Raw genomic sequence first — 24,881 nt, forward strand, 5'->3', positions numbered from 1 at the left:
GGGACAATGACGCCATGCGCGACATCACCAAGGACACCCGCCTGTGCATCTCCCTGTCGGCGCGTCCGACGAACATCGGCACCCGCTTCCACAACTACCTCTACGAGAAGCTCGACCTCGACTTCGTCTACAAGGCCTTCAGCGCGACCGACATCCGTGACGCCATCGCCGGCGTGCGCGGCCTGTCCATCCGCGGCTGCTCCGTCTCCATGCCGTGGAAGGAGGACGTCATCGCCCTCGTCGACGAGATGGCCCCCTCCGCCAACGCCATCAGCTCGGTCAACACGATCGTCAACGACGACGGCCGCCTCACCGCCTACAACACCGACTTCATCGCCCTCCAGGCCACCGAGCAGTTCGCCCTCTACACGGGAGTGCGTCCCACGCCGGAGCAGGTGGCCGAGGCCTCGGCCTACTCGCGCGCCTGAGCGCACCCACCGGCCGCGAGGTGCCGCCGAAGTGTTATCGGCCCCCCCCCTGCGTCGGGGGCCCGTACTCATAGGTTCGGGGTGCACGATGCGGAGGGACGCGATCGGGATGCCGTGGTCCCCGGCGCCCCCTCGGGACGCTGCCAGGCATCCCGATCGCCGTGTCCGCGCCCGACCTGAGGCGCGCTCCTCCACGTGAAAGGCCTTCCATGGCACCCCTGTCCAAGCGCCTCGGCGCCGAGTTCCTCGGCACCTTCTGGCTCGTGTTCGCCGGCTGCGGCTCCGCCGTCCTGGCCGCCACCGCCACCACCGACGCCGGCTTCCCCGTCGGCATCGGCTACGTCGGCGTCGCCCTCACCTTCGGCCTGTCCGTCGTCACGATGGCCTACGCCGTCGGCTCGATCTCCGGCGGCCACTTCAACCCCGCCGTCACCCTCGGCCTGGCCGTCGCCGGCCGCTTCGAGTGGAAGGACGTCCTTCCCTACTGGTGCACCCAGATCGTGTCCGGCCTCGTCGGCGGCGGCGTCCTGTACGCCATCGCCTCCGGCACCGACACCTTCGACGTCGCCAAGAACGGCTTCGCCGCCAACGGCTACGGCGCCCACTCGCCGTCCGGCTACGGCCTCGGCGCCGCCTTCCTGTGCGAGGTCGTCATGACCTTCATCTTCCTCATCGTCATCATCGGCACGACCGACTCCCGGGCGAACGCGGGCTTCGCCCCGCTCGCCATCGGCCTCACCCTCACGATGATCCACCTGGTCTCCATCCCGGTCACCAACACCTCCGTCAACCCGGCCCGCTCCATCGCCGTCGCCTTCGAGGCCGGCAACGGCGCGGTCGGCCAGCTCTGGCTCTTCATCGTCGCCCCGCTCATCGGTGCGGCCATCGCCGGCGCCGCCTACGCCTTCCTCGTCGGCAAGGACCCGGAGCAGTCGCCGGTCAAGCCGGTCGCCGAGGCCCAGGAGATCGACAACGTCTGACGCGAGCCAGCGTCGGCGCGGGTCTCCTGCACCACAGCACCGCCGCGTCGTTCGCCTCCCCGAGCAGGAGAGGCGGGCGCCGTCGTCGTCGGGGAGGGGCTTGCGGGCGCCGGTAGGCTTCCACGGTGAAGTTCCTCAACGGCCTGCAGCCCACCTTCGACCTGACCTACGACGACGTCTTCATGGTCCCGTCGCGGTCCGCCGTCGGCTCCCGCACCGGCGTCGACCTCACCACTGACGACGCCACCGGCACCACGATCCCGCTCGTCGTCGCCAACATGACCGCCGTCGCCGGCAAGCGCATGGCGGAGACCGTCGCACGCCGCGGCGGGATCACGATCATCCCGCAGGACATCCCCGTCGACGTCGTCATCGACACCGTCGCCAAGGTCAAGGCCGCGTCCCTCGTCTACGACACCCCCGTCACCGTCAAGCCGCACCACACCTGCGGCTACGCGCTCGGCCTCATCCCCAAGCGCGCCCACGGCGCCGCCGTCGTCGTCGACCCGGACACGAACCGCCCCGTCGGCATGGTCGACCTCTCCGACGTCACGGACGTCGACCGCTTCACCCAGGTCCGCGAGGTGATGAGCACCGAGCTGCTCACCCTTCCCGAGGGCGTCGACCCGCGCGAGGCCTTCGACCGCCTCCGCGCCGCCCGCCGCAAGCTCGCCCCCGTCGTCGACGCCGACGGCCGCCTCGTGGGTCTCCTCACCCGTTCCGGCGCCGTCCGCTCCACCATCTACACGTCCGCCACCGACGCCGACGGGCGCCTGCGCGTCGGCGCCGCCATCGGTATGAACGGCGACCCGGCCGGCAAGGCCGCCGAGCTCGTCGCCGCCGGTGTCGACGTCATCGTCGTCGACACCGCCCACGGTCACCAGGAGCGCATGATCGAGGCCGTCCGCGCCGTGCGCGCCGCCCTCCCCGACGGCTTCCCGATCGCCGCCGGCAACGTCGTCTCCGCCGACGGCGTCACCGACCTCGTCGAGGCCGGCGCCAGCATCGTCAAGGTGGGCGTCGGCCCGGGCGCCATGTGCACGACCCGCATGCAGACCGGCGTGGGCCGCCCGCAGTTCTCCGCCGTCCTCGAGTGCTCCGCGCAGGCCGCCCGCCTCGGCGCGCACGTCTGGGCCGACGGCGGGGTGCGCCACCCGCGCGACGTCGCCCTCGCGCTCGCGGCCGGCGCCTCCAACGTCATGATCGGCTCCTGGTTCGCCGGCACGCACGAGTCCCCGGGGGACATGCAGTACGACGCCGACGGCCGCGCCTACAAGGAGTCCTTCGGCATGGCCTCGATGCGCGCCGTGCGCAGCCGCACCGAGGGGGAGGACGCCTTCGACCGCGCGCGCAAGGCCCTCTTCGAGGAGGGCATCAGCGCCGGACGCATGTACATCGACCCGGCGCGCCCCGGCGTCGAGGACCTCATCGACTCGATCATCTCCGGCGTGCGCAGCTCCTTCACCTACGCCGGCGCCGGTGACATCCCGGCCTTCCGCGAGCGGGCGGTCGTCGGGCTGCAGTCCGCCTCCGGCTACCGCGAGGGCGCACCGGTGCCAGTCAGCTGGTGACGTGTCCACGAGGGCGCGTCAGAACGCTGGTCGGGGCGCCTCTGCGTTTGGCGAGGGTGTGCCGACAGGGCTCTGACGCGCCCTCGTGGACAGCGTCCGGCCGTGCGCGGCCGGGCTCAGGCGGCGCCGGTCTCGAGGGCCTGGCGCAGGTCCTCGACGAGGTCCTGGGCGGTCTCGATCCCGACGCTGAGGCGCAGGAGCCGGTCCGTGAGGCCGTACTTCTCGCGGGTCTCCGGCGGCACGTCCGCGTGGGTCTGCACGCTCGGGCAGGTGACGAGCGACTCGACGCCGCCGAGGGACTCGGCGAAGGTGAAGACCCGCACGGACTCGAGGAAGACCGCGATGTCGACGTCCTCGGCCAGGTCGAAGGAGATCATCCCGGACTTGCCCGGGTAGAGGAGGCGGGTGACGTGCTCGCTCGCCTCGAGGAACGCGGCGACCTTCTTCGCGTTGGCCTCGTGACGCTCCATGCGCAGCGCGAGGGTCTTCATGCCGCGCAGCAGCAGGAAGGAGCTGAAGGGGTCGAGCGTCGCGCCGGTCGTGTTGATCCGGTACTGGAGCCGCTCGCCCAGGGCCGGGTCCGAGACCACGATCGTCCCGGCGGAGACGTCGTTGTGCCCGCCCAGGTACTTCGTGCCCGAGGCCAGGGAGACGTCCGCCCCGTGCTCGAGAGGGCGCAGGTTGACCGGCGTGTAGAAGGTGTTGTCGACGGCGAGGAGCGCCCCGGCGGCGTGCGCGAGCTCGGCGACGGCGTCGACGTCGAAGGTCGCCATCATCGGGTTCGTCGGGGTCTCGATGAGGACGAGGGAGGCGGGGGACTGCAGAGCCGTCCGCAGCTCGTCCTCGCCGAAGACGAAGTCGACGTCGTAGGAGCCCTCCGCCTTGAGGACCTGCAGGTAGCGGAAGCTTCCGCCGTAGAGGTCCTCCAGGGCGACGATCCGCGAGCCGTGCGGGGCGAGGGCCTCGACGACGAGCTGGACGGCGGCCATGCCGGTCGCGGTCGCGAAGCCTGCGACACCGCCGTCGAGCCGGGCGAGCGCGTCCTGGAGGACGTCGCGCGTCGGGGTCGAGGTGCGGGCGTAGTCGTAGCCGGTGGACTGGCGCAGCCCCGGGTGACCGAAGGCGGTCGAGAGGTGGATCGGCGTCGTGATCGCGCCGGTGGTGGGGTCGGTGAGGGTGCCGACGTGGGACAGGACGGTCTCGATGCCCCACTGCGGGGACTCGTCCGACCAGGAGGGGTGGTGGTGCACCGGGACGGCACGGATCGCGGAGCGGTCGTCGTAGGCGGGGATCGCCGCCTCGGGGGAGTCGGGACAGGCGGGGACGGGGTTCTCGTGCGTGGTCATCGTGTGCTCCTGAACGTGTCGTGCGGTGCCAGTGGGGTGGTGGGGAGGGGACGGGGACGGGGTGTCGGAGGACCGGCGTGCGGTCGGGCTGACGGCTCGGTCGGCTCAGCGCGTGGATGTCCCGATCTCGAGGTCGGGAGGTCCCGATCTCGTGGTGCGGGGGCGGCTGCCCCACGTCAGGCGCCGACGTCAGGCGGCGGGGACGGCCGCGGCGCAGGCCCCGCCGGCGCGGGTCTGGTTCGCCTGGCGCGCCAGCAGGGCCTCGACGCCGGCGGCGAGCCGGTCGAGGGCCTCGTCGAGCGTGGCGCGGGGGCAGGCGACGTTGATGCGCGTGAAGCCCTCACCGCCGACCCCGAAGATCGCGCCGTCGTCGAGCCACAGCCCGGCCTCCTCGAGGATGAAGGAGTCGAGCTCGCAGTAGTCCAGGCCGGCGTCGTCGAGCAGCCCCGAGCAGTCGAGCCACAGGAGGTAGGTGCCCTCGCAGGGTGCGACCTCGATGCCGGGCACCGAGGCGAGTCGCTCCTCGACGTGGGCGCGCGCGGCGGCGACGTGCTCGCGCAGCTCATCGAGCCAGGCGTCGCCGGACTCGTAGGCGGCGCGGCAGGCGACCAGGCCCAGGGCGTTGGGCTGGGAGTAGCCGAAGCGGTTGACCTCGGCCCGGAAGCGGGCGCGCAGGCCGTCGTCGGCGATGAGGATGTTGGCGTTCTGCAGGCCGGCCAGGTTGAAGGCCTTCGACGGCGAGGTGCAGCTGATCGTGCGCGCCAGCGCGTCCTCGCTCACGGAGGCGAAGGGCGTCGTCCGGTGGCCCGGGAGGGCGAGGTCCGCGTGGATCTCGTCGGCGACGACGATGACGTCGTGACGGCGGGCGATCTCCGCCAGCTCGGTCAGCTCCTCGCGGGTCCACACGCGCCCGACGGGGTTGTGCGGGTTGCACAGGAGGAGGACCTTCGCGTCGGTGCGCTCGAGGGTCTCCTCGAGGGCGGCGGTGTCGCGACGGTAGACGCCCTCCGAGTCGCGGGTCAGCGGGGCGGCGGCGACGACGCGGTCGTTGTCCTCGACGACCTCGCGGAAGGGGTAGTAGACGGGCTCCTCGATGACGACGGCGTCGCCGGGCTCCGTGTAGGCGCGGACGGCGAGGGCGAGGGCGGGGACGACGCCGGGGGTGACGACGTTCCACCCCGGGTCGATCTCCCAGTCGTAGCGGCGGGCGAACCAGCCTGAGAGCGCGGCGTCGTAGGCGCCGTCGGGGTCGGAGTAGCCGAAGATCCCGTGACGCACCCGCCACAGCAGGGTCGAGGTGACGCCGGGCGCCGTCTGGTGGTCCATGTCCGCGACCCACAGGGGCAGGACGCCCTCAGGACGGCCGCGCTGCGCGGTGAAGTCCCACTTGAGGGAGGCGGTGCCGCGGCGGTCGTGGACGAGGTCGAACTGCGAGAAGTCGCTCGCGCCGCGGGAGCCGATGAGCGGGGTCCCGACGGGACAGTAGGGGTCGACGACGGAGTCGAAGGTGATCGAGGGCATGGCTGGTCCTTTGCCTCCAGGCGTGGTGCCTGGTGGGCGGCCGGGCGCGCGTGCGGGTCGGCTCCGGGCACCTCGTGGGGTCCGGACGGCGACGCGGGAAGGGATGCTGCGCGCGTGGGTGACGGTGGTGTCGACGCGGGACGTCGGGTGGGTCCTGCGGAGCCTGCGAGCGGCGGGCTACCGGGCGCTCTGCTCTGACCGTTTCGGGGCTACAGCGACGGCTGGCGCTGTCAGCACATGCACATTCGACGCATGACCAGGGCACGCAGCAGCGCGGTGCGGGTCGTGGGCGTCGAGGCGATCATGGGGTGAGGGTAAGCCCGACCAAGCGGTCGGCGTCAAGACGCGTCCGGCCGGTGGCCCGCCCCCCGCGCGTGCCTCTTGCCGCACCCGAGAGGCTTCGCTTATGGTGACACCATGTTCATCACGCTCGTCATCGATAAGTGACCGGCGCTCCGGTCCCCGCCGGAGCCGCCACCCGCCCGTCACGCACCTGAACGGCCACTGCCCGTTCTCTCAAGGCGCCTGACGGAGGTCATTCCCGCACCGCGCACGCTCGATCCCCGCTCGCGTCGCGCCGGTGCCCCACGCTGACGAGACGAGACACCCATGACCGCGCGCACCTCTGCGCACCCTGCCGCCTCCGTGCCCGACGACGGGCCGCGCCTGGCCCGCCACCCGCACCGCTGGCCCTCCTTCCTCACCATCACACCCGCCCCGCGCCCCGCCCTCACCGGCGACTTCGCCGAGCGCCCCGGCGCCTGGGTGCGCGCGCTCCTGCGCGGCTCCTGGCTGCCGCTGACCATCGCCGCCGTCCTGTCGAGCCTGTCCTACCTGGCGGCCGGCCTCATCTCCCCGGTCATCGGCGCCGTCGTCGACCACGGTCTCGATCACGGGCTGTCCACTGACCTCCTACCCGGGCTCCTCGCGCTCGCGGGCCTCGGGATCGGTGGTGGGATCATCGGCGGCCTCACCGAGATGTTCTCCATGGGCGCCTGGGCCACCGGCTGGCAGCCGAGCGCCCGCGGCGCCGCGCACCGCCTCGGCGACAGGCCCCGCGCCGTCACCCGCCAGATCGCCTCGGGCGACGTCGTCTCCACCGTCACCGCGGACTCCGACTCCATCGGCGCCCTCATGTACTTCGTCGCCAACGTCGTCGGAGCGCTCGTGTCCACCGTCGTCGTCGGCGTCCTCATGCTGCGCATGGACGCCGGGCTCGGACTGCTCGTCCTCCTCGGCCTGCCCGTCGTGCTCCTCCTCGTCGGCGCGCTCCTCAAGCCGCTCAACAAGCGCATGAGCGTCCAGCGCGAGGAGCAGGGGCGGCTCACGACCGTCACCACCGACGTCGTCGCCGGGCTGCGCGTCCTGCGCGGCATCGGCGGCGAGGACGTCTACTCCGCCCGCTACGCCGAGCAGTCAGCCAAGGTCCGCGACGCCGGCATCAAGGTCGCCTCCACCCAGGCGCTCCTCGCCGCGATCCGTGCCGGCGCCCCGATGATCCTCACCGCGGCCGTCGTCGGCGCCACCGCCCAGGCCGCCTTCTCCGGGCGCATCACCGTCGGCGACTTCGTCACCTTCTACGGCTACACCACCTACCTCATCTGGCCCCTCGGGTCGCTCGCCGACCTCATGCAGTTCATGACGCGCGCGTGGGTCGGGGCGAAGAAGGTGACTCGCGTGGCCGCCGTCGAGCCCCTCACCACCGACGACGCCGTCGACCCCTCCGCCGTCATCGACGCGCGCGGCGACCTCGTCGACGCCACCAGCGGGGTGCGCCTGCGCGGCGGCGCCATGACGGCGTTGGTGTGCGCGGTCCCCGGCGCCTCCGCGGCCCTCGCCGAGCGGCTCGGGCGGCCCGACGACGTCGCCGCGGTGACGCTCGGCGGCACCGACCTCCGCCGCGTCCCGGTGAGCACGGTGCGGCGGACCGTCGTCGTCTCCGGCGCGCACGCCGAGGCCTTCGCCGGGCCGCTCGCCGCCGAGGTCCTCGGCGACGACGTTCCCCTGGCCGAGACGCGCGTGCTGCCCGAGCTCCTCCGCACGCACGCCGGCCCCCTGCGCCCCGACGCCACCCGCGCCGACGTGGCGCTCACCGCCGAGCAGGAGGCGGCGGCCTCGCACGCCCTCGAGGTGGCCGTGGCCGGCGACGTCGTCGACTCGCTCGGGGGCCTGGGCGGCCAGCTCACCGAGAAGGCGCGCAATCTCTCCGGCGGACAGCGCCAGCGCCTCGCCCTGGCGCGCGCGGTCGCCCGCCGCGCACCCGTGCTCGTCCTGGTGGAGCCGACGAGCGCGCTCGACTCCCACACCGAGGACCTCGTCGCCCAGCGGCTGCGCGCCGAGCGGGCCGGGGCCACGACCGTCGTCGTCACGCCCTCGCCGCTGCTGCTCTCCCGCTGCGACGAGGTGGTCCTGCTCGCCACCGAGGGCGAGGGGCCGGACGCGTCCGTCCGCGAGCTCGCCCGGGGCAGCCACCACGAGCTCTCCGCGCTCGCGGCCTACCGGGCCGTCGTCGAGCGCGGGGCCGACGCCACCGAGGCGGGTCAGGAGACCGCACAGGACACCGCCCAGGCCGTCGCACCCGCCCCCTCGCCGAGGTCGGTCGTTACCCGTGCCGAGGTCGGCTCACGGTCCACGGGCGACCGACCTCGGCGCGCGGATCAACCGACCTCGACGGTAATAGCGTCCGACCTCGGCGGGAACGGTGAGCGGGAGCAGATGCCGAAGGAGACCGACCGATGAGCGCCGTCCGTCTGCCCGTCGCCAGCTCCGCCCAGGTCCGACGCCGCTTCGGCACCCTCCTGGCCGACCACAAGCTCGCCTTCGCCCTCGTCACCGTCACCCAGCTCGCCGCAGCGGTCGCCTCCGTCGCGATCCCTCGGCTCCTCGGGTCGATGGTCGACCTCGTCGAGACCGCCGGCCGCTCAGGCCTGTCCCACGCGGCCGCCTCCGGTCGCCTCCACGGCCTCATCGCCGTCGTCATCGCGCTCGCCTCCCTCAACGCCCTCCTCACGGGCGCGGGGGAGTACCTCGCCCGCATCCTCGGCGAACGGGTGTTCGCCGAGCTGCGCGAGCGCCTCGTCGGCGCCGCCATGCACCTGCCGCTGAGCGTCGTCGAGTCCGCCGGCACCGGCGACCTCCTCGGCCGCACGAGCCACGACCTGGAGTCCATCCGCTTCGTCGTCCAGCGCGGCGTCTCCCAGATCCTCGTCATCGTCCTCACCATCGTCTCGGTGACGGTCGCGGCCCTCGTGACCTCGCCGCTCCTCGGCGTCTGCATGCTGACGAGCGCGGTCATCGCCGTGCCCGTCGGCCGCTGGTACCTGCGCCACGTCGTTCCCGGGTACAAGGCGATGAACGCCCTGTGGGCCGAGGTCGACGGCGTCGTCGCCGAGACCGCCGACCAGGCCGACACCGTCGACGCCCAGGCCCTCGGCGCGCGCCGCAACCGAGTCCTCGACCGCGCCCTGCGCGAGGTCTGGGCCACGGAGCAGTACACGCTGTTCCTGCGCTGCGTCCTCATCAGCGGGCTCGGCGTCGCCGTCATGCTGCCCCTCATCACCACGGTGCTATGGGGCGGGTGGCTCGTCGGGCACGGCACCGTCACCCTCGGCGCCGTCACCGCCGTCGCCCTCTACGCGGTCCAGCTGCGCGGGCCAGTCAGCGACGTCACCTTCTGGCTCGACTCCCTCCAGTCGGCGTCGGCGGCGCTCGCCCGCATCGTCGGGGTCGAGCTCGTGGAGCCGGACCGAGAGGCCGTCACCGACGCCGTCGTCCCTGACCCGCCGCGCGTCCGCGGCGTCTCCTACGCCTACCGCGAGGGGCACGACGTCCTCCACGACGTCGACCTCGAGATCGTGCCGGGGGAGAGACTCGTCCTCGTCGGGCCGTCCGGCTCGGGGAAGTCGACGCTCGGGCGGATGCTCGCCGGCGTCCACCCGCCCACGCGCGGCCGCGTCACCGTGGGCCACGGCGGTCCCGACGGCGAGGGCACCGACCTCACGGCGCTGACCGAGTCGGCCCTGCACCGCGAGGTCGCCCTCGTCACCCAGGAGCACCACGTCTTCGCCTGCTCCCTCGCCGACAACCTGCGCATCGCGCGGGCCGACGCCACCGACGCCGAGATCGCGCAGGCCCTCGACGTCGTCGGCGCCGGGCCGTGGGTCGCCGGGCTCTCCGACGGGCTCGCCACGCTCGTCGGCGCCGGCGGGGTCGTGCTCGACCCGGGGCAGGCGCAGCAGGTCGCGCTCGCCCGCATCGTCCTCACGGACCCCGCCACCCTCATCCTCGACGAGGCGACGAGCCTCCTCGACCCCGCCGTCGCGCGCTCGGCCGAGCGCGCCATCGACGCCGTCCTCGCGGACCGCACCGTCATCGCCATCGCGCACCGCCTCGACACGGCGGTGGTGGCGGACCGGGTCGCCGTCGTCATCGACGGGCGGATCGTGGAGCTGGGGCCGCACGACGAGCTGGTGGCCGCGGGTGGCGAGTACACGAAGCTCTGGGAGGCCTGGAGCAGCCGCTGAGCCTGGCGTGCTCATGTGGCGGCGAACCTGAACGTCGGGTGTGAGAGCGGGCTACGGTACTTGCATGCCCAAGGACCCTGAGGACCTCCTCGCCGCCGTGGGGGCCCGCATCTCCGGCCGCCGTGCCGCGGTGCGTCGCGTCATCGCCGGAACTCCCAGTGAGAAGCGCGCCCAGACCCAGGCGGCGCTCCTGGCCGCCGGCCGCGACGTCGTGGCCGAGAAGGGGATCGGCGCCATGAGCGTCGGCGACCTGTGCGGCCGCGCCGGCTTCACCCGGGGCGCCTTCTACTCGAACTTCACGGACATGGACCACTTCGTCCACCGCCTCGCGGAGGTGCAGTGGAACCAGATGGCCGACTTCGTCCACGACCTGGTCGCCTCCGCCATCGACGAAGGGACGCACCGCGCCGAGTCGCACACCGACGAGGAGGTCACCGACGCCGTCGCCGACCTCGCCGACCGCTTCCTCGCCTCCCTCCCCATGAGCCGCGACTTCTACCTCCTCCAGGAGGAGTTCGCCGCCTACGTCATCCGCGACGAGGAGCACGCCCCGAGCCTCGGCGCCGCCTACGCCTGCTTCACGGCCTCCCTCACCGAGATCCTCGTCGCCGGCCTGGGTGCCCTCGGCCGCGAGTGCCTCCTCAGCCCCGAGGACACGACCGAGATCATCTCCGCGGCGGCCGAGCGCTCCATGCGCATGGCCCTCATGAACGGCGACGACGTCCTCACCGGGCTCCTCGACAGGACCCTGCCCGAGCTCCTCGCGCGCCTGTCCGTCCCGACCGCCGACTGAGCGCAGCCTTCGAGCCCCACGGGCTCCCCGAGGCCGCTGGCCCGACGTCGTTCGCGCGCCCCGTGGGAGGGTGCCGCCCCACTCACGTCCGGGGCTCGCCCATGCCCTCTGCTCCTGCCCGTCCGCCTCGCGACGCCGGGCGCTCATCGTCGCGCGCACCCGCAAGGCATCTGTACGGCTTGCAGGTCTTGCAGCCGTCGAGACGGAACCGTAACCTTCGTCTCATCCCATCCTGGCGCGGAACGACCCGCGTACCTCCGGGTTCCCACAGGCCCGGAGCGGAAGCGCAGACGAAGGAGTCTCCATGCGCTTGCACCTCTTGCACGCCGTCCCAGCGGCGTCGGGACACCGCACCGATGGCGCCCGCCCGAGCAGCGCCCGCGCGCCCCGCACCCGCACCCGCCGCGCCACCGGCGTCGTCGCCGCCGCGGCCCTCGCCCTCACGGGCACGGCCGCCGCCGGCCTCGGCTCCACAGCGAGCGCCGCCGACGCCGCCTCGCCGAGCTCCGTCACCGTCGTCGGCTCCCTGCAGGACGAGCTCGGCTGCGACGCCGACTGGGCCCCCGCCTGCACCACCACGGCGCTCACGGACCCCGACGGCGACGGCACCTGGACCTACACCGCGACCGTCCCCGCCGGCTCCTACGAGGTGAAGGCCGCCCTCAACGGCACCTGGGACGTCTCCTACGGCAAGGACGGCGCCGAGGGCGGGGACAACATCCCGCTCGTCCTCCAGCAGCCCGCCTCCCTCACCTTCGCCTGGAACCAGGACACCCACCGTCTCGCCCTCGCGAGCGACGACCTCGCTGGCTCCTACACGGCCTCCGACGACTCCCTCGTCTCCGCCCCCGTCCGCCAGGGTGGGAACGAGCAGTTCTACTTCATCATGACGGACCGCTTCGCCAACGGGGACACCTCCAACGACACCGGCGGCCTCACAGGCGGCCGCAGCGTCACCGGTCTCGACCCCACCGACGAGGGCTACTACCACGGCGGCGACATCCAGGGGATCATCGACCACCTCGACTACATCCAGTCCCTCGGCACCACCGCCGTGTGGCTCACCCCCTCCTTCACGAACAAGCCCACGCAGGGCGAGGGCGCCAACGAGTCCGCCGGCTACCACGGCTACTGGGTCACCGACTTCACGAGCATCGATCCCCACCTCGGCGGCAACGCCGCCCTCGCCAAGCTGCGCGACGCGCTCCACGCCCGCGGGATGAAGCTCTACCTCGACATCATCACCAACCACACCGCGGACCTCATCGACTACGAGGAGGGCCAGTACTCCTACGTCGACACGGCCACCAAGCCCTACACGGACGCCGCCGGGAACACGATCGACATCTCGGCCCTCGCCAACAAGGACGGCTTCCCGACCCTGTCCGCGACGAGCTCCTTCCCGTACACGCCCGTCCGCAAGGGCACCGTCATCCCCGACGCCCTCAACGACGTCACGCTGTACCACAACCGCGGCAACTCGACGTGGACGGGCGAGTCCGTCACGATGGGCGACTTCGACGGGCTCGACGACCTCATGACGGAGAACCCGAAGGTCGAGAAGACCTTCGAGAACGTCTACGAGACGTGGATGGACTTCGGCGTCGACGGCTTCCGCATCGACACCGTCAAGCACGTCAACTTCGACTTCTGGAAGACGTGGACGACCGCAGTCGACGCCCACGCCGCCCAGACCAACCCCGACTTCTTCACCTTCGGCGAGGTCTACGACGCCGACGCTACGAAGACGAGCCCCTACGTCCGCCAGACGGGCATGGACGCCACCCTCGACTTCGCCTTCCAGGCCGGCGCGCTCAACTACGTCAAGGGCTACACCGCCGGCGGGCTGTCCCAGCTCTTCGCCTCCGACGACTACTACACGACCGTCCACTCGAGCGTGTACGCCGAGCCAACCTTCCTCGGCAACCACGACATGGGCCGCCTCGGCTACCTCCTCAACGGCGGCACCGGCTCCGCGGAGACCCTCAGGCGTGACGAGCTCGCCCACGAGCTCATGTTCCTCACCCGCGGCCAGCCCGTCGTCTACTACGGCGACGAGCAGGGCTTCGCCGGCTCCGGCGGTGACAAGGCCTCACGTCAGGACATGTTCGGCACCCAGGTGAGCGCCTTCGGCACCGAGCAGCTCGTCGACGGCACCACCGAGGGGACCTCCGACCACTACGACACCTCCTCGGCGCTCTACCAGCGGATCTCCGGGCTCGCGACGCTGCGCCGCAGTAGCAAGGCCCTGTCGACCGGGTCCCAGATCGAGCTCCACGCCGACGACGGCGCCGGCGTCTACGCCTTCGCCCGCGTCGACCGCGACGAGAAGGTCGAGCACCTCGTCGCCCTCAACAACGCGACCGAGGACCGCGCCGCCACCTTCACGACACTCACCCCCGGTTCGACCTACACGCCTCTGTACGGCACGCAGACCCCCGTCACCGCCGACGGCGACGGCACCGTCACGCTCACCGTGCCCGCCCTGTCCGCCGTCGTCCTCAAGGCCGACCGCACCGTGGTGGCGAGTGACGCCAACGCCCCCACGATCAGCCTGGACCTCGCCGACGGCTCCAGCCTCTCGGGCACGGCCGCCGCCGTCTCCGCGACGACCGCCTCCCACCGCTGGGCCGAGACCACCTTCTCCTACCGGCCCCTCGGCTCGACTGAGTGGACGACCATCGGCACCGCCGAGGACGACACCCCGCGCGTCTTCGCCGACGTCTCCGGCCTCGCCGACGGCACCGTCCTCGAGGTCCGCGCCGTCACCACCGACGCCGCCGGGAACCGCGCCGCGGACTCCGCCCTCGCCGTCGTCGGCGCGGACCTGAGCGGTCAGGTCTCCACCACCAGCGACACCACCGGCCTGGTGACCGTGCCCGGGAGCCACAACGCGGCCATGGGGTGCGCCAGCGACTGGATGCCCGCCTGCACCCAGGCGGCCCTCACCCTCGACCCCGCCACCGGCCTGTACACCGGGACCTTCACGATCCCGGCCGGCACCTACGAGTGGAAGGTCGCCGTCGGCGGCTCCTGGGACGAGAACTACGGCGCCCACGGCGTCGCGGGCGGCGACAACATGACCTACACGACGACGGGCGGCCAGGTGGCCTTCACCTACGACCCGACGACGCACAAGGCCTGGACCTCCCTCGACGGCGCGAGCACCGAGCCGACCGCTACGCCCAGCGCGACGGCGTCGGCCGAGCCCAGCGGGGAGCCCAGCTCCACGCCGACGGCGACGCCCACCCGCTCCGGCAGCGTCATCGATCCCGAGCCGACGGCGAGCCCGACGGCTTCCCCGACGACCGAGCCGAGCGCCCCGGCGAGCGCGTCGGCCATCCCCACGGCGAGCCCGTCCGCCTCGAGTCGGCCCACGGCGTCCGCGAGCGCGACCGCCACGCCGAGTCGGGGATCCGCGCACCCGGGCAAGGGACACGGCTCGACGCACTCCGGGAAGGGGCACGGCTCGACGCACTCCGGGAAGGGGCACGGTCACCAGCCCGGCGGCCCTGGCCGGGGCAGGGGCCGCGTCCCCGGCCCCTGGGGATGGTCCGGCTCCCAGGCGCGCAGCACCGCCTGGCCCGGCCTGCACCTGGGCTGGAGCTCCCGCCCCTGAACCCAACCGACCGCCGCTGACCGGCCGCTGACCGGTCGGCGACGACCTGCCGCCACCGACCCGGCGCCGACCCGCCTCCCGCGGGCGCCGCCGCCAGCGCCCCGCCGCTCGCCGACCGCACGGCCGTCGAAGGGCGGGGCCGCCGGGCCGCCGCCCGGCATCGTCGTCCGGGCCCCCGGCACACCGCCGGGTGTCCGCCCGGTACCCCACCTCCCAGCACAGACGAAGGAGTCCCCGTGTCCACCCACCTGCGCACCACCAGGGCGCCCGGCCGCGGCAGGCGCCGCCTCGCGAGCGTGCTCGCGGCCGCCGCGCTCGCCCTCACCGGAACGAGCCTGGCCGCCGCGGTCGCCCCCGCCGCCGCCGACGACGCGACCCCGGCAGCCACTGCGACCGCCGAGGCCACGCGGACGGCCGTCGCCGAAGCAGCGGACGCCGCCGCGGACTTCGCCGTCACCGTCCCCGGCAGCCACAACACGGAGATGGGCTGCGGCTCCGACTGGGACGTCTCCTGCACCCGGGCCGCCCTCACCTACGACCAGGCCTCCGGCCTCTTCACCGGCACCTTCGACCTGCCCGCCGGCACCTACGAGTACAAGGTCGCCGTCGGCGGGACCTGGGACGAGAGCTACGGCGCTGACGGCGTCTCCGGCGGGGACAACATCAGCTACACGACCACCGGCGGCAAGGTCACCTTCCTCTACGACCCCGTCAGCCACGTCTCCTGGACCAACGCCTCCGAGCCGATCATCACGCTCGCCGGCTCCTTCCAGGCCGCCCTCGGCTGCGGCTCCGACTGGGCCCCCGACTGCCTCGCCGCCGCCATGCGACCCCAGGGCGACGGCACCTGGACCTTCACCACGAACAAGATCCCGACCGGCTCCTACCAGGTCAAGGTCTCCGAGTCCCTTTCCTGGGACGTCAACTACGGCGTCGACGGCAAGGCCGGCGGCGACAACTACTCCTTCTCGGCGACCGCCGGCAAGGACGTCACCTTCACCTACACGCGCGACACCCACGTCCTCACCATCGCCGTGACCGACCCGCAGGCCGCCGGCGTCGGCGAGCAGGACGCCTACTGGATCGACGCGACTACCCTCGCGTGGCCTACCTCCCTCCTGCCCTCCGGCGTCTCCCGCACCGACCTCGTCGCCGACGACGGCGCCCCGGCGGCGGACGCCCCCGTCTCCTACGCGCTCGTCACCAGCCACGACGCCACCGCCGCCCTCACCGACGGCGCCGTCACCGGCGGCACCGAGACCGCCCTCCGCGTGGCCGGGAACCTCCCCGACGACGTCCTCACCGCCCACCCGAACCTCAAGGGCTACGTCGCCCTCAGCCTCGAGTCGGCCGACGGCGCCGCCGCCCTCAGCCACGACGAGGTCGTCACCGCCCTCGAGGGGCAGGTCGACGTCGTCCAGCGCGGGACCGGCACCGCCGGCGCCGAGACGACCGTCTCCGCCTTCACCGGCGTCCAGACCGCCATCGCCGTCGACTCGCTCTACGGTCAGGCCGCCCAGAAGGGCGACCTCGGCGCCACCTTCGAGACCGGCCTCCTGCGCTCCCTCGCCGTCTGGGCCCCCACCGCCCAGAAGGTCACCCTGCTCACCTGGGCCACCGGCGACCCCACCGGCTCCGTCCCCGAGGTCTCCGGCGACGCGGTCCGCCACGACGCCGTCCGCGGCGACGACGGCCGCTGGGTCGTCGACAACGCCGACGGCGCCATCACGGCCGGCTCCCAGTACCTCTGGGAGGTCACCGTCTACGCGCCGAGCACCGGGAAGATCGTGACCAACACGGTCACCGACCCCTACTCGCTGGCTCTCACGCTCGACTCGACGCGTTCCGTCGCCGTCGACCTCTCCAACGCTGCCCTCGCCCCGCAGCAGTGGGCGACGACGGTCTCCCCGAAGGTCGCTAACAACGCCTCGCGCACCATCTACGAGCTCCACGTCCGCGACTTCTCCGCCTCCGACAAGACCGTCCCGGCTGACGAGCGCGGCACCTACCTCGCCTTCACCGAGAAGTCCTCCGACGGCATGAAGCACCTCGCCCAGCTGGCGAAGTCGGGCGTCGACACCGTCCACCTCCTGCCGACCTTCGACATCGCCTCGATCGAGGAGGACCGCTCCAAGCAGGTCACCGCGACCGTCCCGGACGCCGGTGCGGCGAGCGAGGAGCAGCAGGCCGCCGTCGCCTCGACGGCGGAGACCGACGCCTACAACTGGGGGTACGACCCCTGGCACTACACGACGCCCGAGGGCTCCTACGCCACCGACGGCAACCAGGACGGCGGCGCCCGCACCTACCAGTTCCGAGAGATGGTCGGGGCGCTCCACGCCACCGGCCTCCAGGTCGTCCTCGACGAGGTCTTCAACCACACCGCCGCCGCCGGCCAGGCCGACAAGTCGGTCCTCGACAAGATCGTCCCCGGCTACTACCAGCGCCTCGACGCCACGGGCGCCGTCCAGACCTCGACGTGCTGCTCGAACACGGCCACCGAGAACGCCATGGCCGCCCGCCTCATGATCGACTCCGTCGTCACCTGGGCCCGCGACTACCACGTCGACGGCTTCCGCTTCGACCTCATGGGCTACCACTCCGTGGCGACCATGAAGGCCCTGCGCGCCGCCCTCGACTCCCTCACCGTCTCCAAGGACGGCGTCAACGGCAAGGCGATCTACCTCTACGGCGAGGGCTGGGACATGGGCGAGATCGCCAACAACGCCCTGTTCACCACCGCCACCCAGGGGCAGCTCGACGGCACCGGCATCGGCACCTTCAACGACCGCCTGCGCGACGCCGTCCACGGCGGCGGCCCCTTCGACTCCGACCACCGCACCTACCAGGGCTTCGGCACCGGCCAGTACACCGACCCCAACGGCCTGTCCGACCGCACCGACGCCGAGGAGCTCGCCAACCTCCAGCACAACACCGACCTGGTGAAGCTGGGGCTGGCCGGCAACCTCAAGAGCTACTCCTTCACCACCTCCGACGGGACGATCAAGAAGGGCTCCGAGATCGACTACAACGGGGCGGCGGCCGGCTACGCCTCCAGCCCCGAGGAGACGATCAACTACGTCGACGCGCACGACAACGAGACCCTCTACGACCTCGGGATCTACAAGCTCCCGACCTCGACCTCCATGGCGGACCGGATCCGCATGAACACGCTCTCGCTCGCCACCGTGGCCCTCGGTCAGTCCCCGTCCTTCTGGGCGGCCGGCACCGAGATGCTGCGCAGCAAGTCGCTCGACCGCGACTCGTACAACTCCGGCGACTGGTTCAACGCCATCGACTGGTCCGGTCAGACCAACGGCTACGCCAAGGGCCTGCCCATGGCCTCCTCGAACTCCTCGAAGTGGGAGATCATGAAGCCGCTCCTGGAGAACGGGGCCCTCAAGCCCGCTGCCTCCGACATCGCGACCGCTGACACCCAGGCCGAGACGCTCCTGCGCCTGCGCAAGTCGACGCCGCTGTTCTCCCTCGGTACGGCCGCGCTCATCCAGTCGAAGGTCTCCTTCCCGGACTCCGGCACGAACTCGACCCCGGGCGTCATCGACATGCTCATCGACGACACCGCCGCTAACGCCGACGGCTCGGTGACCGACGTCGACAAGAAGCTCGACGGCGTCCTCGTCGTCTTCAACGCCTCCAACAAGGCGACGACGCAGACGATCAGCTCGATCAAGGGCCGCGACTTCGCGCTCTCCTCGATCCAGGCGGACGGCTCCGACTCGACCGTCAAGGGCGTCACCTACGACGCGGCGACCGGTGCGGTCACCGTCCCGGCGCGCACCGTCGCGGTCCTCACCGACCCGCAGGGCGGCGCCGGTGACCAGCCGACCGCTCAGCCGACCGAGCAGCCGACCGAGCAGCCGACGGCCCAGCCGACGGCGGCCCCGACGGCTGAGCCGAGCGCTGAGCCCACTGGCCAGCCGACGGCGTCGGCCTCCGTCGCCCCCACGGCCACGGCCTCCGCGAGCCCGACGGCCAAGACGACCGCGACCGCGGGGGCCACGGCCAAGGCGACGAAGGGCCACGGCAAGGCGAAGGGGCACCAGACGCCGAAGCCCGGCAAGGGTCACCAGAAGCCCAAGCCCGGCAAGGTCCGCCCCTGGAACGCCTGGAACCCGTCGCACCACGGCGTCCCCGGCCCCTGGTGGTCCGGCCGCTGAGAGGTTGAGCTGCGCCGGCTGCGCCGTCCGCTCAGCCCTCGCGCTACCCCGGCTGCGCCGTTCGCTCGCCCTCGCACCCGCACCCATGCCTTGCACCCTGTGCGCGCCCCTGACACGTCTCGATGGCGCGCACAGGGTGCGAAGGCGTGCGGTGGGTGCGAGGAGGCGCGGGGGTGCGAGGAGGTGCGGGGGATGCCGAGCGAATACGCACCGGCCGCACGGCGCGACGCGCAGCGCTGTCGGCACCGGCTGTCCGACCTCCGCACGTCCCCCCCGCGCCGACCACGACGGACCCCCACCACGGGGCCGGCGTCGTGGGAGAGTTGACCCCGAGCAACCAGGAAGGTGGCCGACCATGACCACGCCCACCCGCACCAGCGCGAGCACCCCCTCCGGGCACTCCGCCGGCACGCCGTCCCAGCCGCCCGCCCACCACGAGGCCCCCGCCCTCGTCGCCGTCCCCGGCTTCGGAGGAGCACACGCCTACTGGGTCGACGAGACCACCCTCGCCTGGCCCTCCGACCTCCTGCCCCGCGGCGTCGCGCGCGCCGACTGCGTCGGTCCCGACGGCGGGCGCCCCCTCCGCGCCCCCGACGTCGGCTTCGGCCTCGTCGTCAGCCCTGACGGCCAGGCGCGCCTCGAGAACGGGATCATCCACCGCGGTGAGCGTGGCTACGAGGTGCCCCTCGGCGTCGTCGGAGAGCTCGAGCCCTCCCTCGTCGCCGCCCACCCCCAGCTCGCCGGCTACCTCGCCCTCACCACCGCCGACGAGTACGGCGGCCCCCGCCTCGCCCGCGAGGACGTCGAGGACCTCATGCGCTGCCGCCTCAGCGTCGTCCAGCGCTCCGACGCCGCCACCGGCGGCTGGATCACCGCCTTCACCGGCGTCCAGACCTGGCCCCTCATCGACCGGCTCTGGGGCGAGCGCGCCGCCGTCCGCGACGGCTCCGCCCCCCTCGGCGTCACCTTCCACGAGCACACCGCCCCCCAGGGCGGCACCGCCCCGCGCACCCCCTCCTTCGCCGTGTGGGCCCCCACCGCCCGCGACGTCACCCTCCTCAGCTGGGAGACCGGCGACCCCACCGGATCCGTCCCCACCGTCGACGGCGAGCCCACCCGGTCCCGGGCCGAGCGGCGCGACGACGGCCGCTGGGAGGTCCCCGACGGCGTCGTCGGCTCCGGCGCCCAGTACCTCTGGGAGATCGAGGTCCTCCTCCACACCACCGGCGAGATCGTCACCAACCGCGTGACCGACCCGTACTCTCTCGCCCTCACCGTCGACTCGACGCGCTCCGTCGCCGTCGACCTCGACCAGCACGCCCTCAAGCCCGCGGCCTGGACCGAGAACCTGGCCCCCGACGTCGTCTCCGACGCCGCCCGGAGCATCTACGAGCTCCACGTCCGCGACTTCTCCGCCGCCGACACCACCGTCCCGGAGGAGCTGCGCGGCACCTACGCCGCCTTCGGGCTCGACTCCGCGGGCACCCGCCACCTGCGCCGCCTCGCCGCGGTCGGCATCGACACCCTCCACCTCCTGCCGGTCTTTGACTTCGCGACCGTCCCCGAGGACCGGGCCCGCCAGCGCGTCCCCGAGATCCCCGAGGGGACCTCGCCCGCCTCGCGCCGCCCGCAGGCCGCCGTCGCCGCCGTCGCCGACGAGGACGCCTTCAACTGGGGCTACGACCCCTTCCACTACCAGGCGCCCGAGGGCTCCTACGCCACCGACGGGCACCAGGACGGCGGCGCCCGCACGGCCGAGTTCCGCGGGATGGTCGGAGCCCTGCACGGCATGGGGCTCCAGGTCGTCCTCGACCAGGTCTACAACCACACCTCGGCCGCAGGCCAGGACCCCCAGTCCGTCCTCGACCGCATCGTCCCCGGCTACTACCACCGGCGCGACGCTGCGGGCGACATCGAGATGAGCACCTGCTGCAACAACGTCGCCACCGAGCACGCCATGGCCGAGCGGCTCATGATCGACTCCTGCGTCAGCTGGGTGCAGCGGTACCACGTCGACGGCTTCCGCTTCGACCTCATGGGCTACCACTCCGTCGACACGATGAACCGGCTCCGCGAGGCGCTCGACGCCGTCGCCGAGGAAGCCGTCGGCCACCCGGTCTTCCTCTACGGCGAGGGCTGGAACATGGGCGAGGTCGCGAACAATGCCCTCTTCACCCAGGCGATCCAGGGGCAGCTCGGCGGCACCGGCGTCGGCACCTTCAACGACCGCGTCCGCGACGCCGTGCACGGCGGCACCCACTTCGACGCCGACCCGCGCACCGCTCAGGGCCTCGGCACCGGCGAGCTCACCGACCCCAACGGCCGCGACGATCGCGACGAGGGCTCCCTGCGCGCCGACCTGGCCTGGCGCACCGACCTCGTGCGCCTCTCCCTGGCCGGGAACCTGCGCGACATGGTCCTGCGCACCGCCGACGGCGAGCACCGCCGCGGCGAGGAGATCCGCTACGGCGACCAGGCCGCCGCCTACGGCACGGAGCCCGTCGAGTCCATCGCCTACGTCGACGCCCACGACGACGAGACCCTCTTCGACCGCCTCACCTACAAGCTGCCGATCGGCACGTCGATGGCGGACCGCGTCCGCATGAACACGGTCTGCCTCGCCTGCGTCACCCTCGGGCAGACGCCGTCCTTCTGGGCGGCCGGCACCGAGATGCTGCGCAGCAAGTCCCTCGACACCGACTCCTACAACTCCGGCGACTGGTTCAACGCCATCGACTGGACCGGGCAGGACAACGGCTGGGGCAGGGGCCTGCCACCCGCGAACCGTAACTTCGACCAGTGGATCTTCCAGGCCGAGCTCCTCTCCCACGAGGAGCTGCGCCCCGACGCCCACGACATCGCCACCGCCACCGAGGCCGCCCTCGACCTCCTCCGGCTGCGCCGCTCCAGCCCCCTGTTCACGCTGGGGTCCGCCGAGCTCGTCCTCGAGCGCGTCTCCTTCCCCGTGGGCGGGGACCAGGCGCAGCCCGGCGTCATCCTCATGGTCGTCGACGACGGCGCCGGTGAGGCCGACCTCGACCCGGCCCTCGACGGGCTCGTCATCGTCATCAACGCGACCCCGAACGAGGTGGAGCAGCAGTGCGACGACCTCGTGGGCCGCTTCCTCGAGCTGAGCGACGTGCAGGCCGAGGGCTCCGACGAGGTGGTCCGCCGCACGACCTTCGACCGGGCGACGGGCACCGTGCGCGTGCCCGCGAGGACCGTCGCCGTGCTCGTCGAGCACTGACGGGCTGCGGCAGGAGCCGTCCGACACCCGCCTCTCCCAGCGCTCGTGCTCCACTTCTCGCGCTTTGGACCACCGCGCTGAATCTGGACCTCCGCAGCCAGTGGCTCCGGTGGTCCAGACCCAGCCACGTGGTCCACTTTCACGTCGGTGGTCCAAGCGACGGCGGCCGACGGCGCGCCCCTCCACCGAGGTCGGTCGGTCTCCGCGTCGAGGTCGGTCGTTGTCCCCGTCGAGGTCGGTTGGATCCGTAGGCTGCTCCCATGAAGGCAGAGCGCGTCTCAGACTCGATCACGTACCACGGCGAGGGTCCCTGCTGGTGGGAGGCCACCGGCCGTCTGCGCCTCGTCGACATGCTCGCCGGCGTCGTCGTCGAGCTCGACGACGACGTCCGACCCACTCGCCTCGACGTGCCCTCCGCCGTCGCCTCCGTCATCCGGCCGCGCGTCGGCGGCGGCGCGATCGTGGCCACCGAGCACGGGGTGGCCCTGGGCCGAGCGGAGGACCTCTCCGACCTGCTCGAGGTCACCACCCTTCTCACCGACCCGGGCATCCGCACCAACGAGGGCGGCTGCGACCCCGAGGGCCGGTTCTGGGTCGGCACCATGGCCTACGACCAGGCGGAGGGCGCCGCCGTCGTCTACCGCTGGGACGGTCCGGACGCGAAGCCCGTCACCGCGTGGGGCGGCGCCACCATCTGCAACGGCCTTGGCTTCAGCCCGGACGGGACGCACGCCTACTGGACGGACACCCCGACGGGCACCATCACGCTCCTCGACTACGACGCCGACTCCGGGCTCGTCAGCCCGCGCCCCTTTGTGACGATCGATCCTGAGGACGGGCACCCGGACGGACTCACGGTCGACGCCGAGGGCGGCGTGTGGACCGCGCTCAACGGTGGCTCAGCCGTGCGCCGCTACGCCCCCGACGGCACCCTCGACGCCGTCGTCGAGCTGCCGGTGCGGCAGGTGACGGCCTGCTCCTTCGGGGAGTCCGGCCTCGGGACGCTGTTCGTGACGACGTCTCGCGAGAACCTGCCCGACGACGTCGAGCCGGCGGCCGGCTCCGTGTACGCCGTCGACGCCGGGGTGCGGGGGACGGCGCCCCTGCCGTTCCGGGGCTGAGCGCGCGGCCGAGGCGCCGTCACGTGAGCGAACAAGACCTCCCTGGACGAGCACGACGCCGGCGGCGCCCCGCTCGACCAGGGAGGTCTAGCTCGTGGCTCCGGGGCGCTGAGTCGGTGCGTCCCCCGCGGCCTCTGCCCGCTTGCGCTCGCGCAGCTCCTCCCAGTAGGCGAGGCGCTCGCGGACGAGGTGCTCGTGTCCGAGGTCCGTCGGCTCGTAGAAGCGCTCCCGCTCCTCCGGGGCCGGGTAGCCCACAGGCATGTAGTCCGCGCCGGAGAAGCCGTCCTCGGTGTCCGGGTCGTACTGGTAGCCGGCGCCGTAGCCGAGGTCCTTCATGAGGCGCGTCGGGGCGTTGAGAATGTGGGCCGGCGGCATGAGGGAGCCCGTGCGCTGCGCCGCCTTCCACGCCCGGTTGAAGCCCCGGTACACGCTGATCGACTTCGGCGCGGTGGCCAGGTAGACGACCGCCTGAGCGATCGCGAGCTCGCCCTCAGGGTGCCCGAGCCGCTCGAAGGTCTCCCACGCGTTGAGGGCCACCTGCAGTGCCGCCGGGTCCGCCACGCCGACGTCCTCGCTGGCGAAGCGCACGACGCGTCGGGCGATGAAGAGCGGGTCCTCCCCGCCCAATAGCATCCGGGAGAGCCAGTAGAGGGCGGCGTCAGGGTCGCTCCCGCGCATGGACTTGTGGAGCGCGGAGATGAGGTTGTAGTGCTCCTCAGAGGTCTTGTCGTACAGCGGCGCCCGCGAGGCGACGACGGCGGTGAGCGCCTCCGCGTCGAGCAGCCCGGGCGCGCTGCCCGGGGCGGCCCCTCCCGCGTCAGGTGAAGGCTGCAGACCGCCAGGCGCCGTGGCCTCGAGGACCTGCTCGACCATGCCCAGCAGGTAGCGTCCGTCGCCGTCGGCCATGGCGAGCAGGGCCGCGCGGCCGTCTGCGGTGAGCGGCAGGGAACGCCCGGTGAGCGCCTCGGCGCGCTCGAGCAGCTCGGCGAGGGCGTCGTCGTCGAGCCGGCCGAGGACGAGCACCTGGCATCGCGACAGGAGCGCCCCGTTGAGCTCGAAGGAGGGGTTCTCCGTCGTCGCGCCGACGAGCACGACCGTCCCGTCCTCGACGTAGGGCAGGAAGGAGTCCTGCTGGGCGCGGTTGAAGCGGTGGATCTCGTCGACGAAGAGCAGCGTGCCCTGGCCGATCTCCCGGCGTCGGGCGGCGGTGGCGAAGACCTTGCGCAGGTCCGCGACGCCGGAGAAGGTGGCGCTCACCTGCTCGAAGACGAGGCCCGTGCGCTCGGCCAGGAGACGGGCGATCGTCGTCTTCCCGCAGCCTGGCGGGCCCCACAGGATGATCGAGGAGAGCCGGCCGCGCGCCACCATCCGGCCCAGCGGGGCGTCGTCGGCGAGCAGGTGCGACTGGCCGACGACCTCCTCGAGGCTGCGGGGGCGCAGCCGGTCCGCGAGAGGGCGTGTCGGGTCGTCGACGACGGCGCCGCCGTCCTCGGCGGCCGCGTCGAAGAGGCTGGGGGAGGAGGTCATGCCCCCACGCTACGGCGGAGGTACGAC

General features: G+C 72.8%; 13 protein-coding genes. 10 read left to right on the plus strand and 3 right to left on the minus strand.

Annotation, left to right across the window (positions count from 1 at the left end):
- Positions 1-14 precede the first annotated feature (14 nt).
- From IXW69_RS04625 to IXW69_RS04635, 3 genes are all read left to right on the plus strand, one after another.
- On the plus strand, positions 15-428 hold the full coding sequence (locus IXW69_RS04625) for a hypothetical protein (protein WP_228524788.1): 414 nt from the start codon (positions 15-17) through the stop codon (positions 426-428).
- A gap of 209 nt (positions 429-637) precedes the next feature.
- Positions 638-1,408 carry an aquaporin Z gene (aqpZ, locus tag IXW69_RS04630; protein ID WP_194785200.1) on the plus strand — a complete coding sequence of 257 codons (771 nt, stop codon included), beginning with the start codon at positions 638-640 and terminating at the stop codon, positions 1,406-1,408.
- Positions 1,409-1,533: 125 nt separating this feature from the next.
- Positions 1,534-2,979: a GuaB1 family IMP dehydrogenase-related protein gene (locus IXW69_RS04635; protein ID WP_194785201.1), complete on the plus strand. Its 1,446-nt coding sequence runs from the start codon at positions 1,534-1,536 to the stop codon at positions 2,977-2,979.
- Positions 2,980-3,095: 116 nt separating this feature from the next.
- Here the strand turns inward: IXW69_RS04635 and IXW69_RS04640 are convergent, their stop codons facing one another.
- Positions 3,096-4,325, minus strand: coding sequence for a PLP-dependent transferase (locus tag IXW69_RS04640; RefSeq protein WP_194785202.1), 1,230 nt, complete (start codon positions 4,323-4,325; stop codon positions 3,096-3,098).
- Positions 4,326-4,514: 189 nt separating this feature from the next.
- Positions 4,515-5,846 (minus strand): MalY/PatB family protein, encoded by a 1,332-nt coding sequence (locus tag IXW69_RS04645; RefSeq protein WP_194785203.1) that lies wholly within the window; start codon positions 5,844-5,846, stop codon positions 4,515-4,517.
- A 609-nt stretch (positions 5,847-6,455) separates the two neighbouring features.
- On the opposite strand from IXW69_RS04645, the gene IXW69_RS04650 reads away from it, so the two are divergent.
- From IXW69_RS04650 to IXW69_RS04680, 7 genes are all read left to right on the plus strand, one after another.
- Complete coding sequence (locus IXW69_RS04650) at positions 6,456-8,585, plus strand: ABC transporter transmembrane domain-containing protein (protein ID WP_194785204.1); 2,130 nt, start codon at positions 6,456-6,458, stop codon at positions 8,583-8,585.
- On the plus strand, positions 8,582-10,369 hold the full coding sequence (locus IXW69_RS04655) for an ABC transporter ATP-binding protein (RefSeq protein ID WP_194785205.1): 1,788 nt from the start codon (positions 8,582-8,584) through the stop codon (positions 10,367-10,369). The genes IXW69_RS04650 and IXW69_RS04655 overlap by 4 nt, the downstream gene beginning before the upstream one ends.
- 64 nt (positions 10,370-10,433) lie before the next feature.
- Positions 10,434-11,162, plus strand: coding sequence for a TetR/AcrR family transcriptional regulator (locus IXW69_RS04660; RefSeq protein ID WP_194785206.1), 729 nt, complete (start codon positions 10,434-10,436; stop codon positions 11,160-11,162).
- A gap of 304 nt (positions 11,163-11,466) precedes the next feature.
- The gene (locus IXW69_RS04665; protein ID WP_194785207.1) at positions 11,467-14,781 is read left to right on the plus strand and encodes an alpha-amylase family glycosyl hydrolase; all 3,315 of its coding nucleotides are present in this window, start codon (positions 11,467-11,469) and stop codon (positions 14,779-14,781) included.
- Positions 14,782-15,017: 236 nt separating this feature from the next.
- Positions 15,018-18,959, plus strand: coding sequence for a pullulanase-type alpha-1,6-glucosidase (gene pulA, locus IXW69_RS04670; protein ID WP_323745176.1), 3,942 nt, complete (start codon positions 15,018-15,020; stop codon positions 18,957-18,959).
- A gap of 355 nt (positions 18,960-19,314) precedes the next feature.
- Entirely contained in the window at positions 19,315-22,206 is a 2,892-nt protein-coding gene (gene pulA / locus IXW69_RS04675) for a pullulanase-type alpha-1,6-glucosidase (RefSeq protein ID WP_194785208.1), read from the plus strand.
- 260 nt (positions 22,207-22,466) lie between these two features.
- A complete protein-coding gene (locus IXW69_RS04680) occupies positions 22,467-23,327 on the plus strand; it encodes an SMP-30/gluconolactonase/LRE family protein (RefSeq protein WP_194785209.1) in 861 nt (286 codons plus the stop codon).
- An 87-nt stretch (positions 23,328-23,414) separates the two neighbouring features.
- Here IXW69_RS04680 and IXW69_RS04685 read toward each other — a convergent pair whose 3' ends face one another.
- On the minus strand, positions 23,415-24,854 hold the full coding sequence (locus IXW69_RS04685) for a replication-associated recombination protein A (protein ID WP_194785210.1): 1,440 nt from the start codon (positions 24,852-24,854) through the stop codon (positions 23,415-23,417).
- Between the last annotated feature and the right edge of the window lie 27 nt (positions 24,855-24,881).

Source organism: Actinomyces haliotis (assembly GCF_015355765.1).
Classification (GTDB): Bacteria; Actinomycetota; Actinomycetes; order Actinomycetales; family Actinomycetaceae; genus Actinomyces; species Actinomyces haliotis.